This is a genomic window from Rhizobium ecuadorense (genome assembly GCF_001187535.1).
GTDB lineage: Bacteria > Pseudomonadota > Alphaproteobacteria > Rhizobiales > Rhizobiaceae > Rhizobium > Rhizobium ecuadorense.
On sequence record NZ_LFIO01001796.1, the window covers coordinates 82,182 to 97,978 of the forward strand.

Genomic DNA, 15,797 nt, shown 5'->3' on the forward strand with positions numbered 1-15,797 from the left:
CGCTTTGTGGCAAAGCGGATTGAAAACATCAAGCGTCCTGCTTGCGGCGATGGCGGGTGAGACCGGCGACGATGTCCTGGGCCGAGATGGTGCCGACGATCGTGCCGTTCTCGACGATGCCGATACTGCCCGGCTGGCGGGCAAGGGCATCGAGGATATCGACGAGCGGTGTCTCGGCGCGGGCCGTGGCGCTGACACTCATTCCGGCGGCCGTCTGACCGAGGCCGGACTGCATCACGTCGGCCGCCGTCAGCATGGTGATCGGGTTGAGATGCTGCACAAAATCGGCGACATACTGGTCGGCGGGGTTCTTGACGATGTCATGCGGCGTTCCGCACTGGATGATGCGGCCGCCCTCCATGATGGCGATGCGGTTGCCGATGCGGAAGGCCTCGTCGAGATCGTGGCTGACGAAGAGGATGGTCTTCTTCAGCCGCCGCTGGAACTCCAGGAGCTCGTCCTGCAGGCGGGTGCGGATCAACGGGTCGAGCGCCGAGAACGGCTCGTCCATCAGCAGGATCGGGGCGCCGGTGGCAAAGGCGCGGGCAAGCCCGACGCGCTGCTGCATGCCGCCTGAGAGTTCGTTGACCTTGCGGTCGGCCCATTTCGTCAGGTTGACGAGTTCGAGCTGCTCGCCGATGCGGACCTTGCGCTCGGCCTCCGGCATGCCGGCGAGCTCGAGGCCAAAGCCGACATTCTCGGCGACGGTGCGCCAGGGCAGGAGGGCGAACTGCTGGAACACCATGGAGACGGTGTGGGTGCGCAGTTCCCGCAGGGCCTTGGCATTGCATTTGTAGGGGTTGACGGAGCCGGTGGCGGTGGAGACCGCAACATCGCCGCGCACCACGGGAGCGAGCCCGTTGACGGCGCGCAGCAGCGTCGACTTGCCTGAGCCCGAAAGGCCCATCAGCACCAGGATCTCGCCTTCCTCGATCGTCAGCGAGGCATTGGCGACGCCGAGCACCAGGCCGGTGGCTGCACCGATCTCGTCGCGCGTTTTGCCCTGGTCGGCCATGGCAAGGGCCGTTTGCGGCCGATCGCCGAAGATGATGCTGACATTCTTGAAATCTATCGCCGTCATGCGCCGTCTCCTTCGTCCCCTGCGCGGAATATGCGGTCGAGAATGATCGCCAGGATGACGATACAGAAACCGGCGTCGAAGCCTTTCGCTATGTTGACGGTGTTCAGCGCGCGCACGACCGGCACGCCGAGCCCGGGAGCGCCGACGAGGGCGGCAATAACAACCATCGACAGCGACAGCATGATGGTCTGGGTGAGGCCCGCCATGATCTGCGGCGCGGCGAAGGGAAGTTCGACCTTGCGCAGCACCTGCATCGGCCGCGCGCCGAAGGCGACGGCGGCTTCCACCAGTGACGGCGGCGTCGAGATGATGCCGAGGCGCGTCAGGCGGATGGGGGCGGGGATCGCGAAGATGACGGTGGCGATCAGGCCCGGCACCATGCCGAGGCCGAACAGGATGAGTGCCGGGATCAGATAGACGAATGTCGGGATGGTCTGCATGAGATCGAGCACCGGACGCATTGCGGCATAGACCCAGGGGCGGCGGGCGGCGGCAATGCCGAGCGGAATGCCGATCACCATACAGACGAAGGTGGCGGCCAGCACCAGCGCCAGCGTCTCCGTCGTCTCCTTCCAGTAGTCCTGGTTCACGATGAGCAGCAGCCCAAGACAGGTGAAGAGGGCGATCGCAATCGACCGGCGCAGCCAGAAGGCGATGGCGGTGATGGCAGCGATGACGATCAGCGGGTGAGGCTTCTGCAGCACGAAGAGCAGGCCGTCTATGGCGCTGGACAGGAGGAAGGCGAGCTGGTCGAAGAACCATGCGCCGTTCGAGGTCAGCCAGTCGACGAAGGCTTTGGCCCCTGGGCCGATGGGAATTTTAAATTCGGTGATCCAATTCAAGGGAGCGCCTATCCAAAAAAAATCAACAATCGGACAAAAATGAAACGGGGCGGCGAGCCGCCCCGTTCATATCATCAAAGGCCGAGGCCGGTCTTGGCGGCCGCCAGCGCGTCGCCCTTGCCGTCGCGGGTCTTGACGCCGGCGAGCCAGGGCTCGAGGGCGGCAGGGTTCGCCTTCAGCCATTCGGTAGCCGCAGCTTCCGGCTCTTTGCCGTCGTCGAGGATCTTGCCCATGATCTGGTTCTCCATGTCGAGGGAGAACGTCAGGTTCTTCAGCATCGCGCCGACGTTCGGGCACTCGCCGACATAGCCGGCGCGGACATTGGTATAGACCTTGGCGCCGCCGAAATCGGGGCCGAAGACATCGTCACCGCCGGTGAGGTAGGTCAGCTTGAAGTTGGTGTTCATCGGATGCGGTTCCCAGCCGAGGAAGACAACGGGCTTGCCCGCCTTGTCGGCACGGGCGACCTGGGCGAGCATGCCCTGTTCGGAGGATTCGACGACCTCCAGATCCTTCATGCCGAAGGTGTTCTTTTCGATCAGGTCCATGACCAGGCGGTTGCCGTCATTGCCGGGCTCGATGCCGTAGATCTTGCCGTCGAGATCATCCTTATGAGCGGCAATATCCTTGAAGTCCTTGATGCCGAGTTCCGCACCCTTGGCGTTGGTGGCGAGCGTGTACTTGGCGCCGACGAGGTTGGGGCCGAAGGATTCGACCGACTTGTCGTCGAGATAGGGGCGGACATCCTTTTCCTGCGTCGGCATCCAGTTGCCGAGGAAGATGTCGATGTCCTTGTTCTTCAGCGAGGTATAGGTGACCGGCACCGAGAGAACCTTGACGTCGGTCTGATAGCCGATGCTCTTCAGGACGACGGAGGCGGTGGCGGTGGTGGCGGTAATGTCAGTCCAGCCGACATCCGAGAAGCGGACGGTGGAGCAGCTGTCGGGATCGGCGGCGAAGGCGGCGGTCGCAACGGAGAGGGCGGCGACGGCAGTTGCGGTAACGAGTTTGAACGTGCTTGTTGTTTTCATTTTAGACTCCCAGTCTTTAAGTTCCCAAGCCAACCACCAATAGCCGAGTTTGACAAGCGACCTGAGTGCGTTTGCGTCGTATCGACCCATGCGATTGCGACGTCGGCGGATTTTTCGCGGCACCTGGTTTTCAGGCGACCGGCGATTTTCGGGCTGGGATTCTTGTGATTATCGCGCGCAGGGGGCTTTCCTTTGCCATTCTTAGCTTTCAATAAACCGATCAAGGAGAGATCGGATGGCAAAACTCTATTTCAACTACTCGACGATGAACGCCGGCAAGTCGACGATGCTGCTGCAGGCCTCCTACAATTACCAGGAGCGCGGCATGCGCACGGTGCAACTGATCGCCGCCTTCGACGAGCGCACCGGCCGGGGGGTCATCGGCTCGCGGATCGGGCTGGAGGCGAGCGCCATTCCCTTCGAGCCGCACGAGGACCTGTTCCGGCTGATCGCGGCGCTGAGCGGAGAAGGGGCGCCGATTGCCTGTGTCTTCGTCGACGAGGCGCATTTCATGACGCCTGCCCATGTCTGGCAGCTTGCCCGCGTCGTCGACAGGCTCGGCATTCCTGTGATGGTCTATGGCCTCCGAACCGATTTCCAGGGCAAATTGTTTCCGGCCTCGCAGGAACTGCTGGCGATCGCCGACGAAATGCGCGAGGTGCGGACGATCTGCCATTGCGGGCGCAAGGCGACGATGGTGGTGCGGCTCGACGCGGAGGGCAAAGTGCTGCACGAAGGCGCGCAGATCGATGTCGGCGGCAATGAGAAATATGTCTCGCTCTGCCGCAGGCATTGGGACGAAGCGATGAACGGGGCCTGGATCGCCGAGCCGGTCTGAAGCCGCGATGCCGCCTGTTTTTAGCAGCGCAAGCGACCTGCTTTCCATTTTACGCCATTCCGGACGGAAAACCGCTTCACACTTTTCGGCATCATGCTCTAGCTTGGACAATACGAGATTCCTGGAGAGGCCTGTGCGCAAACCTCCGCCATTCCAAAGCCAATACGAAACTGCCTGCAGCCTTGCCGAGAGGATTGCGGCCGACGGAGCCTATTGCGTGGCCGCGATCAGCGCCTTCGGCGGCGATGAAGCACGTTCGGCCGACGAGATCTTCCTCGAGCAGAATGCCCGGTTCCAGGACCATATCGCCGATGCTGCAGCACTCGACGCCCTGCAGGCCGAACTGGTCTTCTCCCTCGACCGGCTGACGGCCGAGGTTTCGGCCGATCTCGACAGTTTCCGGGCGCTGACGCTGCGCGAGAAGCTGGCCGGCTGGACGTCGCGCCAGCGGATGTGGCGCATGTATACCGACCGCGTGCGCGAGGCTCCGGTCATCGAACGGCTGCTCGAACTTCTGACGAAATCGGATGCGCTCGCCAGGCTGATCGGCGGCCAGCGCGCTGCGATCATCGAACGGCACAGGGCCGCCGAACGCGGTCTGGTCGACATCGTCGAGCAACGGCGCCGGCTGGTCGATTCCATCGATATCGCCCGCCTCAAAATGAAGGAGCTCAACGCCAAGGCGCTGACGACGCAGGGCCGTATCGGCGTCTACGGCAACAGGGCGCATTGGGAGCAGATGGAGGCGGAGCGGCGGGCGCTGAAGGCCGAGGCCGAGCAGATCTCCGCCGGCGAGCACGAGATGCGCGACGACAGCCAGCGGCGCGAGCGTTTCATCGGCCTGTTCCAGACCTTTGTCGATTCGCTGAACGGCCGGATCGCTGCCTGCAACGTGCTGCTGCGCAAGCTGATGATCGACGTCGAGGAACGGCTGATCATCTACCAGGCGCAGGTCGATACCGACAGGCCGGGGATGAAGATGCGGATCAAGCCGGAACTCTTTCCCGATATTGCCGCGCCGATCGGGCTGTTTGCGAAGGGTACGCTGGTTGCTCAGGATCTGGAACGGCGCAAGAGCCGCGCCGATCTGGAATTTACCGGCAGGTTTCCGACCTATGCCGAACCGCTGCCGGGGACATCGGGAGCGCCTCTGATCGACACGGCGCGCAAGTCCTTCCGTTTCAGCCTGCCTTTCCTGCGTTCCTGACCCGTAGGGCCTGGTCCGCGCCCCTGCGGCGATTCCTTCAATCCGAAAAATCGAAGGGCTCGTGTTGTGCTCGGCCCGTCGAGCGCATATGTGGGTGTGGCAATGTCCCACTGCATAACTCCTTAAATCGGAGTCGATTTAAGGAGTTATGCAGTAATTGAAAGTGTTACAGCGTCGTTTGCGCGTCTGAAAAGACGCGCGGCGCTGTGGTGTTCGCCTCGCCTGACAGGAGACGACGATGCTTGACCGGATAGCCGGTTTTTTCAGGCTGATCGGCCAGATGATCGGTCGCTGGGCCCGCCTGTTTTCCGCCTGGGCCTTCTGGCCCTTTCTTGCCGCGCATGGCTGGTATCAGCGCCGGAGCTGGATGATCCGGCTGCCGGTCATCGCGCTGGTGGCGCTCTTGGTCGTGCTTTACGGCTATTTCTTCTGGCAGACGCAGGCCTGGTCGAATTTCAACACGGCCTTTGTCGATCAATACCGGCTTTCCGAACGCAAGGTCGCCGCCGGGCAGGAAGTACCGGTCGCCGAGGGAAGCAACACCTCGGCCTCCAAGACCTGCCAGCGTTCGGCCATCGTCGACGTCACGGCCGACCTGACCGACTTCAATGTCAACCAGAACGCATGGATCTCTTCCATGCTGCTCTATAAAATGGGCTTTTTCGGCATCGACTGGGATCACACGCCTTTCCTCGACAACAAGGCGTCGTTCCAGCGGGGCATCAATCAGGCGGTCCGGCGGACGTCGGCGGAGCTTGTCGATACGCTGGGGCGCGTGCGCGGCACGTCTGGTATCAACAACGATCTGCAGAGCGCCCGCGGCAACCTGCAGTTCGACGAATACAGCTGGTATTTCGGGCTCAATCCTTTCGGGCCGAAAACGCCGACGCCCTCTTATTACCGCTCGGCGATCGGCAGCCTGCGCAAGTTCAACACCGATCTTTCCGCCTGCAATGTCATTTTCGACGGCCGCGCCGACAACCTCATGCAGTTCATCGACCGCATCGCCAACGATCTCGGCGGCACGTCCGACATGCTCGCCGAGCGTTCGGAAAATCATAATCGCGGCTGGTTCGATACGCGTGCCGACGACCGGTTCTGGTTCGCCTACGGCCAGCTCTACGCCTACTACGCCATCCTTGCCGCCGCGCAGGCGGATTTCTCGCAGGTGGTGCAGGAGCGTAATCTCGGTGCGGTCTGGGGCAGCACGATGCGGCAGTTCCAAGCGGCACTGCGTATCCAGCCGGCGATCATCTCGAACGGACGCGAGGACGGCTGGATCATGCCGAGCCATCTCGCCACCATGGGCTTCTATATTCTGAGGGTGCGTTCGAACCTCGTCGAAATCCGTTCCGTGCTCGACCGTTAACACCTTCTGGAGTCAGCGGCGCGTCGTATTGTCCTCGAAGCCGACGACGCGCAGTTTCTCGACGAACTCATAGGTGACGCCGACGATGCCGCCGCCGCTTTCACCGTCCCGGAAGCGGCCGACGCTGCGCACCAGCTTGTGGCCGCCAAGCCGATTGTCGACGCGGTATACGAAATGGAAGCCGACGCCGCGAAGGCTCGCCTCTTCGAAGGTCTGAGCGATCAGGCTGCGATCATCCTCGTGGATGCGCGACATCAGCTCGGTCAGATTGACGGGCCCGTCGCTGTAGGGGAGGTCGAAGATTGCGTGCACATCCTCGCTTGCAAAGAAATGCCCTGTCTCGATGTCGATGCGCCAGAAGCCGAAAAGGCGATAGGCAGCAAGCATCTGGACGATTTCCGCATCGGTGATGCCAATGTGGGCGCGGGATTGCTCCATCTTGTCCATGATGGGCTGTTCGAAGCGAAGAGACACGTTTCCCCCAGATCACGGGTCCCCCAGATCACGGGACGACGTCCTGACTCTCTTCCGATACCTCAGTTGATCAGCTTCAATCGAATTGCCTTGGCGACCAGCTGGGTGCGGTTGACGCAATCGAGCTTTTTGATCGCATTCGTCATATAAGCATTCACCGTATGGTCCGAGAGCGTCAGGATCTGGCCGATTTCGATCGAGGTCTTGCCCTGGGCAGTCCAGCGCACAACCTCTAGTTCTCTTGTCGACAGCGCGTTATGCGCGCATTCCTCGTTCCGCTTGACTGCGTTGTATGCGTCGAGGGCATGCAGAATGATCATCGCCAGCTCGTTGACCTCGCTCTGGCCGAGTGCGGCGCGCTCGCCGCAGAACCAGAAGACCAGGCGCTGGCCATTGGCTGCAATGGTCGGCATGGCAACACCCGCCGGTATGGCATGGCGCAGCATCAGGGCACGCAGCTCGGCGGGGAAGGCCTGACCATTGACGGCGTCGTTGAGGTGCCAGGCCGGCGGGACGGCGGATTCCCTCAGCCGTAAGCCGAAAGGGCAGCCGCGCATCATGTGCGCGCGGTCGAACTCCCTGATGTAAGCGGCCGGAAGCGAACTTTCGATCAGCAGGGGTTTCAACAGGAGATCTTCCGGGGAGGGCGCGTGCATCAGCGTCGCATGCGACAATCCAAAAGCTGCGGAGACCCTGCCGAGCGCTTGGGCAAACAGACTGCGCGTTCGGGCAGTGGCGAGCTCTGACGAAAGCAATGACTGTCTTTCAGAGGTGGTCATGTAAGACATTTATACGCCCCCGGCAGTCCCAATGTTAACGCTATCAAACACAGAAAGGCGGCCGAATGCTAGTCCCAATTGACTTCACATCTGCTGATTTACTCATATTGTGTAAAATTATCGACAGGGGATCGCGCTTTAGTTGAGTTGCGACTTGCAAATATAGCGTTGTGGTATCTTGGACTTCCTCCATGCGTATAGTCATGGGTCTCGCGCAGTGATGCAGGAAGAGAATCACCTTGGAAAGTGTCTGGCGGCAACACTTGTCGAAAACCGGCTTGCTGGTGATCAACGCAATTGCTAAGCGTCTTGCCATGTATAATTGAGGCAATTTAATCGTGCGCTCTGCGATTTCTTTTTTCGTGAAGTCCCTATTTTCCCCGATATTGCTTGTTTTATTATTTCTGACCCTGCTGATCGGATCTGCAACCTCGCAGGCTGCCGGGCAGAAGAAGCAGGCGGGGCAGCCGCCGATGCGATTCATCCTCGTGCGCAGCCTGCTTTGCATGGAAGACTGTCCGGAATGGATATCGGCAGAGGGACGCATAACCTCGGATACGCCGGCTCAGCTCCGAAAAATTCTGAAGAAGATCGGCGAGCGGAAATTGCCGATTGTCTTTCTTTCGGAGGGGGGTGAAGTCGACGCGGCCTATGCAATGGGCCGAATGATCCGCAAGGCCGGACTGGAAACAGCGGTCGGCGGCACCCGGCTGAAGGACTGCCCGGCGGAAGACATGCGTTGCGATGCTGCTGTCGCAAAGGACGGGGCCTCGCTTGGTGACACCTATTCCTATGGTGCATACTGCTTTTCCGCTTGTCCGCTGGTGTTTGCTGGCGGAACCGTGCGTGCGGCGCCGCAATGGGCGTTCATCGGCGTCCATCAGATCACCACCATTTATAGCAAGGTGCGCGTTTCCTATCGCATCGAATACAAGATGGTGAACGGCAAGAAGACGGAAATCTCCCGCAAGGAGGTTGGACGCAAGTCAGCGGGGCAAAGCAGTTCGACCAAACTTGGAAAGAAGGCAGCCGCTGCCCTGACCGCCTATCTGAAGGAAATGGGCGTCAGCGCCGATCTAATCGGTGTGATGATGAGTGCCACGCCTGACAAAATTAACGTCGTACCGCCCGAAGACGCACTTCGAATGGGCCTCGCAACCGACGTGTTGGCGTATAACGAATGGCCCGGCATGCCACTTTGCGCGTCGGACGCGGCGGCTGAGGCCGTTTGTCACCGCCGCCCGGCGGCCGAGGCGCCGGCCCAGGATGCGGCTGCGGTCACCCGCGAGCCGGAAAGCCGGCCGATGGATTTTCTGGTGATGTATGACGGCAATTGCCAGGACGAGTGCACGCAGTGGATTTCTGCGGAAGGAGACATCACGCCGGAGACCCCGGCTCGGCTGAAGGCGATCTTGAAAACGCGTGGCGAAAAAAAGCTGCCGGTCGTTCTTCAGTCCAATGGCGGAGACATGGATGCGGCTTTCGCGATGGGGCGTATGATCCGGGCTGCTGGCCTGGAGACCTCGATTGGCAGAACGCGGTTACCCAACTGCCCAACGCTGGATCCGCGCTGCAAGGCGAACATGGTCAAAAGCGGGCCGACCAAGGGCGAAGTCTCTGCCGGCGGTGCATACTGCCTTTCGACCTGTACTCTCGTCCTGATGAGCGGAACGCCGCGTCTTGTCGGATATTCCGATATCGGCCTCGTTAGACCCACGAAGGCTGAATATCCAAAATTCTTCGCCTATGTTGACGAGATGGGCGTCAATGCCGAGTCTTTCGAGACGATGATGCTCGCCAGCTCGATTGGGCAAAAGACCATACCTCGTTCCCAGGCGCTCGAGCTTGGCATCATCAATGGTATCATCCCTTATGGTGACGAACCCGGTTATCGCCTGTGCGGACCCGATGCCAATGAAAGTCTCCGGTGCCCCAGAAAAGCCGAGGCAGGGATCGCTCCTGCTGCTGCCTCGCTAAATTGATATCAGATTGCGGAAAAGAGTAACTCGGCGTTCCCGTTGTCGAAGCGCCTCTCTTCCCTTCTCTAAGCCTTATCCTTCAAGTCATTCTTCGACGTCGCGCTCATCAGCTTCTCCAGGAAGCCGAGCATGACGGCGGAGGCGACGAAGGCGAGGTGCATCAGCGTCAGCCACATGATCTTGCCGTCCGCATATTTGTCGGCGTTGAGGAAGACCTGCAGCAGATGGATGGAGGAGATGGCGACGATCGAGGAGGCGACCTTGATCTTCAGGCTGCCCGAATCGAGCTTGCCGAGAAAGGAGACTTCGTTGTCGGCTTCGCTGGCTTCATCGAAGCGGCTGACGAAATTTTCATAACCGGAGATCATCACCATGACGATCAGGCTTGCGACGAGGGCCGCATCGATCAGGCTGAGCATGGCAAGGATCATCTCGGCCTCGTCGAGAGCGAAGACGCCGGCGGCGATCTTCAGAAGCTTATAGCCGAAGGAAACGGCATAGACGGCTAGCGCCGCGACCAAGCCGATATAGAAGGCGACGAGGATCCAGCGACTCGACAGGATGATGCGCTCGATGATGAGTTCCAGTGCTTTCATGTTTTCACCTCGGGGGGAAATCGCGATCTTTGACCGCCACATAAACATCCAGCGTGGCGGCCGCAAGGCGCAGCGCTATTCACACCCCGCCGATATTTCGCTATCCCGATGAGGAGAGAGCAACGCCTCCGCGCCCGGCGGAAGGCCGGGACGGGGAACATCCATGCCAGCGATCAAATCCGATATCGAAATCGCGCGTGCTGCGGCCAAAAAGCCGATCTTCGAAATCGGGGCGAAGCTCGGCATCCCGGTCGAGCATCTCGTTCCTTACGGTCACGACAAGGCAAAGGTCAGCGCCGAATTCATCGCCGGACAAGCGGACAAGAAGGACGGCAGGCTGATCCTCGTCACTGCGATCAACCCGACGCCGGCGGGCGAGGGCAAGACGACGACCACCGTCGGGCTCGGCGATGGGCTGAACCGGATCGGCAAGAAAGCCATCATCTGCATCCGCGAGGCCTCTCTCGGCCCCTGCTTCGGCGTCAAGGGCGGCGCGGCCGGCGGCGGTTATGCGCAGGTCGTGCCGATGGAAGACATCAACCTGCATTTCACCGGCGATTTCCATGCGATCACCTCGGCGCACAATCTCTTGGCGGCGATGATCGACAATCACATCTACTGGGGCAATGAAGAGAATATCGATATCCGCCGCATCACCTGGCGGCGGGTCATGGATATGAACGACCGGGCGCTCAGAAGCATGGTCTCCTCGCTCGGCGGCGTTGCCAACGGCTTCCCGCGCCAGGGCGGGTTCGACATCACCGTCGCCTCCGAAGTGATGGCGATCCTCTGCCTCGCCACCGATCTCAAGGATCTGGAGCGGCGGCTCGGCGACATCATCATCGGCTATCGCTTCGACAGGACGCCGGTGCATGCGCGCGACCTGAAAGCCGACGGCGCCATGGCGGTGCTCCTGAAGGATGCGATGCAGCCGAACCTCGTGCAGACGCTGGAGAATAATCCGGCCTTCGTGCATGGCGGGCCCTTCGCCAATATCGCCCATGGCTGCAATTCGGTGACGGCGACGAAGACGGCGCTGAAGCTCGGCGACTATGTGGTGACGGAAGCGGGTTTCGGTGCCGATCTCGGCGCCGAGAAATTTTTCGACATCAAGTGCCGCAAGGCCGGGCTGAAGCCGGATGCGGCGGTCATCGTCGCAACCGTCCGGGCGCTGAAGATGAATGGTGGGGTGAAGAAGGAAGATCTCGGCACGGAGGATGTCGCGGCGCTGAAGAAGGGCTGCGCCAATCTTGGCCGGCATGTCGCCAATGTGCGCCGGTTCGGCGTGCCGGTCGTCGTGGCGATCAACCATTTCGTCTCCGATACCGACGCCGAGATCGCGGCGGTGAAGGAATTTGTGTCGCGGCTCGGCGCCGAGGCGATCCTTTGCCGTCACTGGGCGCTGGGTTCGGCCGGGATCGAGGAACTGGCACACAAGGTAGTGGAACTGGCCGAATCCGGCCAGGCGAAATTCCGGCCGCTCTATGGCGACGATATTTCGCTGTTCGAGAAGATCGAGATCGTCGCCTCGAAGATCTACCATGCCGGCGAGGTGACGGCCGACAAGGCGGTGCGCGACCAGTTGCAGACATGGGAGGAGCAGGGCTACGGCAAGCTGCCGGTCTGCATGGCGAAGACGCAATATTCCTTCTCCACCGATCCGAATCTGCGCGGCGCGCCGGAAGGCCACATCGTTACCGTGCGCGAGGTGCGGCTTTCGGCCGGAGCCGGCTTCGTCGTCGCCATCACCGGCGAGATCATGACCATGCCCGGCCTGCCGAAATCACCGTCGGCGGAGCGGATTTTCCTGAACGATCAGGGTTATATCGAGGGCTTATTCTGATCCGGTGACGGTTTCCCGAAGCGCTCGACCAGGCGGCGCTCGCGGCGCTTTTCGAAGTCCGGATCGATAAACAGCCAGATGAAAAGGCTTTGCATCGCCCCAAGGAACAGCGTTCCGATGGCAGGGAGCCAATGCAATTCACCAGTAAAGATGAAGCCGACAGCGACGATCAGGAGAACCAGTATGACGTTCGCTATGATCTTCATTTGCCGCTGACCCACCCCACCCATTTGCAGCTTCTATTTGGTTATTTCGCTGCACGATTCAAGCGGGGATCGCAGCCACGGAATGATCAGTGGCAGTAGCGATAGCTGCCCTTTCTCTCGATCACGTCAAGGTGGAAATGGGTTTCGTGGGCCGCGTCGCTTTCGGGGTCGAGGACGGTGGTGAAATAGAGGCAGCCGGCGGCGCTGACGGTGCGCTGGAAGGCGCCGGTCAGCGTCGGGTCCTCGCGGCGGGAGCGGACGGCGACGTCCTCGCCCTTTTCGAAATGGAAACTTGCAATATCGATGGCATTGCCGCGGGCATGTTCGGAGATCTTGCCCGTTCCGGCGCCGTTGCGCAGGCGGCACATATAGGACGTCGCCTGGTTGACGGTGGTGAGACGCCGCTGTTCCGGCAGGGCGGCGGAGGCGGCGGGGATCACGCTCTCCTTCATCCAGCGGGCAAGGGCGAGTGCGGCCCGGCAGCGGATCGTCGCCTCCGGCTTCAGCGTGATGCCGGGCAGGGCTTCGGAAACGATGATCGGCTTGTCGATCCCGCAGCCGTTCCCGTCGTCGATGCGCGGCGCGTCCTTGAAGACGACGCCCAAGGCCTTGAGCGCAGCGGTGCATTCCGCGTGCTCGGCATCGTTTTCGGGTTCGATCGTCAGATGCTGCTCTTCGAGCGTCTGCTCGGCAGGTGGCTTATTGTCTTCCTCCGGCGTCTGCGGGCCTTTGCCCGGCGGCAGCGGCGGACCCTGCATCGGTTCTGCCGGCGCGGGCTTTGCCGGTTCGGGCTTTCCGGGTTCGGTTTGGGGCGCCAACGGCTGGTCCGGTTCCCGTGTCTCAGGCTCCTTCACATCAGGCTTCGGCTGAGGTGCGGGCACGTCATCGGGTGCCGGCGGTTCAGCCTTGTCAGGCAGCGGGGCAGGGCTGGTCGTATCGCCGGTATCCGGCCGAGGTTGGGGTAAGGGACCATGCGGGGGCAGGCGGGCACCGCCAAGAAAGGTGGCTGCCGCGAGGAGGATCGCCAGTATCGAAAGTTTTCTCAACGCATCCGTTTCCGTCATGTCGATCGCGTAGGGGGTAACGCATTATGGCGGTTTTCGTTGCAATTGCGCAACGTCAGGAAAGATCGTTAAAACTTGATTGGTATATTCAGCATAAGTCATCGGATGCGGCGAAAAGAAGGCGGAATTTCGCACCGTCTTCATCCGCAAAAGCCCAGCCAGCCCCTCGAGCGTTCGACGCGCCACGACCAGCCAGCCCGGTAATCATCATGAGAGGGTAGGTTATGATCGTCCGGTATTGGCGCTCGGTTCTATTGGTTTGCACGGCAGTTGCAGTTGTTCTTCCTGTTTCGCAGTCTTTCGCGCAAGGCGCTGCGGCGACCACGCCGCAGGCGACGACGGATGACAGCACCGTTCTGCAGAAGATCGTCGTCAAGGGCAAACGCGTGGCGCCGGGCAGCGTCGCCGATACGCCGCTTGCAACGGAGATCACCCAGAAGCAACTGGAAGAGAAGCAGGTCACCAATTATGACGATATCGGCCGTAGCATCGATGCGGGCGTAAACTATTCGCGCAGCGACGCCGGCTTCAACCTGCGCGGCCTTTCCGGTGCTCGCATCCTGACCACGATCGACGGAATTCCGATCCCTTACATTTCGAACAGTTCGCGCCAGGGCGCTTTTGCGCCGGCCAACGCCAATGGTGGCGGCGACACTTTCGATTTTGACTCGCTGTCCTCGCTCGATATCGTGCGCGGCGCGGATTCGAGCAAGGGCGGTTCAGGCATGCTCGGCGGCGCCATCGTTCTCAATACGCTGGAGCCGGAGGATCTCATCCCCGAAGGCCGGGACTGGGGTGCGATCGTCAAGTCGACCTATGACAGTGAAGACAGGAGTCTTTCCGGCTCGGCTGCCGCCGCCAAGAAGATCGGCGGCACCTCGATCCTGTTCCAGGGCGGCTACCGCAAAGGCCATGAACGCGACAATATGGGCGATAACGACAGCTATGGTCGTTTCCGTACCGAGGCGAATCCGGCTGACTTCGATCAGAACAACCTGCTCTTCAAGCTGCGCCAGGACCTGGAAGGCGGCCATCGCATCGGTCTGACGGCGGAACGGTTTCGCCGCGATCTCAAGACCGACCTGAGAGAACTGCAGGGAACCGGGCGCCCCTACATGATCGACAATTATGACGGCCGCGAACGGCGCGACCGCGATCGTGTATCGCTTGATTATGACTATGAAGCGCAGTCTTCAGACGGGTTCTTCAGCAGTGCGCGCGCCACGCTTTATTGGCTGGATTTGAAGAAGGAAGCCGGTAGCAGGGGCCGTACGGCCGCCAATGTGGCCTATGGCCGCAACAACGAGGTCGAAAACGAAACCTGGGGCTTCAGCGGCACGGCGACGAAGGATTTCGAATATTCCGGTCTCAGCCACTCCGTTCGCGTCGGCCTCGACGTCGGCGTCTCCAACTGGAGCCAATATAGCTGGGCCTTGTGCCCCACGTCGACGACTTGCCCGTCGCTGAACAACCAGGCGGAAGTACCTGATGTCGACAGCCAGACCCTTGGGCTTGTCGTCGAAGACAAGATCGAGATCGGCAATACCGGCTTCACGCTGACACCCGGTTTCCGCTTCGACTGGTTCAACTACGATCCCTCGACCGGCGGCGGTTTTGCCAATAATACCGGCCTTACCCGTTTCGGTGGTCTTCGCGACCGGACGGAAGCCGCCCTGTCGCCGAAGATCCTTGCGACATACGACCTGACGCCTGACGTAGAGCTCTACATGCAACTGGCCGTCGGTTTCCGTGCGCCCACCGTCGACGAACTCTACAGCCGTTTCTACAACCCCACGGGTCGCTACGCCCAGCTTGGCAATCCCGATCTGGAACCGGAAATCGGCCGCGGCATCGAAGTCGGCGCCAATTTTGACACGGGCGATGTTACCGGAAGGGTCGCGCTTTTCCACACCCGCTACCAGAACTTCATCCAGACGGTGACGAGCGTCGACGCGACCGGCTTCACGGAGTTCAATTACACGAACGTGGCAGCAGCCACGATCTCGGGTATTGAAGCCAGCGCCGTCAAGACCTTCAACAACGGCATCAACCTTCATGCGTCGCTCGCCTATGCTTATGGCAGGAACGAGGAAACCACCCAGCGGCTGCGCTCGGTGGCCCCGTTCAAGGCGATTGTCGGCGGCGGCTGGAGCAACGAGACTTTCGGCTTCGACCTTTCCTCGACGCTTTCTGCCGGCATGCTGACCGATCACCTCAAGACGCCCATCACCAACACTGCCGACACGACCTTCGATGCGCCCGGTTATGCCATCGTGGACCTGACTGGCTGGTGGACGCCGGAACAGCTGCCGGGCCTGCGCGTTCAAGCTGGTGTCTATAACATCTTCGACCAGGAGCACTACAACGCGCTCGCCGTGCGCGACGTCAATCTCAGTTCGGCGGCGGCGTCCCAGCCGCAGGAGTGGTATTCCGAGCCGGGCCGCACATTCAAGGTGTCGCTCACCAAGACCTTCTGAGCCAGTCATGC

Annotated in this window: 14 protein-coding genes; 6 read left to right on the forward strand and 8 right to left on the reverse strand. The window is 60.9% G+C overall.

Annotated elements, in window-relative coordinates:
* Nucleotides 1–28 precede the first annotated feature (28 nt).
* The 3 genes from choV to AF337_RS37660 form a co-directional block, all read right to left on the reverse strand.
* Nucleotides 29–1,081: a choline ABC transporter ATP-binding protein gene (choV, locus tag AF337_RS37650; protein ID WP_049736140.1), complete on the reverse strand. Its 1,053-nt coding sequence runs from the start codon at nucleotides 1,079–1,081 to the stop codon at nucleotides 29–31.
* Nucleotides 1,078–1,923 (reverse strand): choline ABC transporter permease subunit, encoded by an 846-nt coding sequence (gene choW / locus AF337_RS37655; protein WP_049736141.1) that lies wholly within the window; start codon nucleotides 1,921–1,923, stop codon nucleotides 1,078–1,080. The genes choV and choW overlap by 4 nt, the downstream gene beginning before the upstream one ends.
* Before the next feature lie 74 nt (nucleotides 1,924–1,997).
* Nucleotides 1,998–2,954 (reverse strand): choline ABC transporter substrate-binding protein, encoded by a 957-nt coding sequence (locus AF337_RS37660; protein WP_049736142.1) that lies wholly within the window; start codon nucleotides 2,952–2,954, stop codon nucleotides 1,998–2,000.
* 235 nt (nucleotides 2,955–3,189) lie between these two features.
* Here AF337_RS37660 and AF337_RS37665 point away from each other — a divergent pair, with 235 nt between their 5' ends.
* The 3 genes from AF337_RS37665 to AF337_RS37675 all read left to right on the forward strand — a co-directional run bounded on the left by AF337_RS37665 (nucleotide 3,190) and on the right by AF337_RS37675 (nucleotide 6,368).
* Nucleotides 3,190–3,792, forward strand: coding sequence for a thymidine kinase (locus AF337_RS37665; RefSeq protein ID WP_049736143.1), 603 nt, complete (start codon nucleotides 3,190–3,192; stop codon nucleotides 3,790–3,792).
* 133 nt (nucleotides 3,793–3,925) lie between these two features.
* The gene (locus tag AF337_RS37670) at nucleotides 3,926–4,999 is read left to right on the forward strand and encodes a hypothetical protein (protein ID WP_049736144.1); all 1,074 of its coding nucleotides are present in this window, start codon (nucleotides 3,926–3,928) and stop codon (nucleotides 4,997–4,999) included.
* A 238-nt stretch (nucleotides 5,000–5,237) separates the two neighbouring features.
* Nucleotides 5,238–6,368, forward strand: a complete 1,131-nt coding sequence (locus tag AF337_RS37675) for a DUF2333 family protein (protein WP_049736145.1) — start codon at nucleotides 5,238–5,240, stop codon at nucleotides 6,366–6,368.
* A 12-nt stretch (nucleotides 6,369–6,380) separates the two neighbouring features.
* Here the strand turns inward: AF337_RS37675 and AF337_RS37680 are convergent, their stop codons facing one another.
* On the reverse strand, nucleotides 6,381–6,842 hold the full coding sequence (locus AF337_RS37680; RefSeq protein ID WP_049736146.1) for a PAS domain-containing protein: 462 nt from the start codon (nucleotides 6,840–6,842) through the stop codon (nucleotides 6,381–6,383).
* A 62-nt stretch (nucleotides 6,843–6,904) separates the two neighbouring features.
* A complete protein-coding gene (locus AF337_RS37685; protein WP_049736147.1) occupies nucleotides 6,905–7,630 on the reverse strand; it encodes a helix-turn-helix transcriptional regulator in 726 nt (241 codons plus the stop codon).
* A 329-nt stretch (nucleotides 7,631–7,959) separates the two neighbouring features.
* Between AF337_RS37685 and AF337_RS37690 the strand changes: the two genes are divergently transcribed.
* On the forward strand, nucleotides 7,960–9,603 hold the full coding sequence (locus AF337_RS37690; RefSeq protein ID WP_049736148.1) for a COG3904 family protein: 1,644 nt from the start codon (nucleotides 7,960–7,962) through the stop codon (nucleotides 9,601–9,603).
* A gap of 62 nt (nucleotides 9,604–9,665) precedes the next feature.
* Here the strand turns inward: AF337_RS37690 and AF337_RS37695 are convergent, their stop codons facing one another.
* The gene (locus AF337_RS37695) at nucleotides 9,666–10,196 is read right to left on the reverse strand and encodes a TIGR00645 family protein (RefSeq protein WP_082336911.1); all 531 of its coding nucleotides are present in this window, start codon (nucleotides 10,194–10,196) and stop codon (nucleotides 9,666–9,668) included.
* A 163-nt stretch (nucleotides 10,197–10,359) separates the two neighbouring features.
* On the opposite strand from AF337_RS37695, the gene AF337_RS37700 reads away from it, so the two are divergent.
* A complete protein-coding gene (locus AF337_RS37700) occupies nucleotides 10,360–12,039 on the forward strand; it encodes a formate--tetrahydrofolate ligase (protein WP_049736149.1) in 1,680 nt (559 codons plus the stop codon).
* Here the strand turns inward: AF337_RS37700 and AF337_RS37705 are convergent.
* On the reverse strand, nucleotides 12,018–12,245 hold the full coding sequence (locus tag AF337_RS37705; RefSeq protein WP_049736150.1) for a hypothetical protein: 228 nt from the start codon (nucleotides 12,243–12,245) through the stop codon (nucleotides 12,018–12,020). The genes AF337_RS37700 and AF337_RS37705 overlap by 22 nt on opposite strands.
* A gap of 86 nt (nucleotides 12,246–12,331) precedes the next feature.
* Nucleotides 12,332–13,309 (reverse strand): extensin-like domain-containing protein, encoded by a 978-nt coding sequence (locus AF337_RS37710; protein ID WP_049736151.1) that lies wholly within the window; start codon nucleotides 13,307–13,309, stop codon nucleotides 12,332–12,334.
* Between the two features lie 224 nt (nucleotides 13,310–13,533).
* On the opposite strand from AF337_RS37710, the gene AF337_RS37715 reads away from it, so the two are divergent.
* Nucleotides 13,534–15,786 (forward strand): TonB-dependent hemoglobin/transferrin/lactoferrin family receptor, encoded by a 2,253-nt coding sequence (locus AF337_RS37715; protein ID WP_049736152.1) that lies wholly within the window; start codon nucleotides 13,534–13,536, stop codon nucleotides 15,784–15,786.
* The last annotated feature ends 11 nt before the right edge of the window (nucleotides 15,787–15,797 follow it).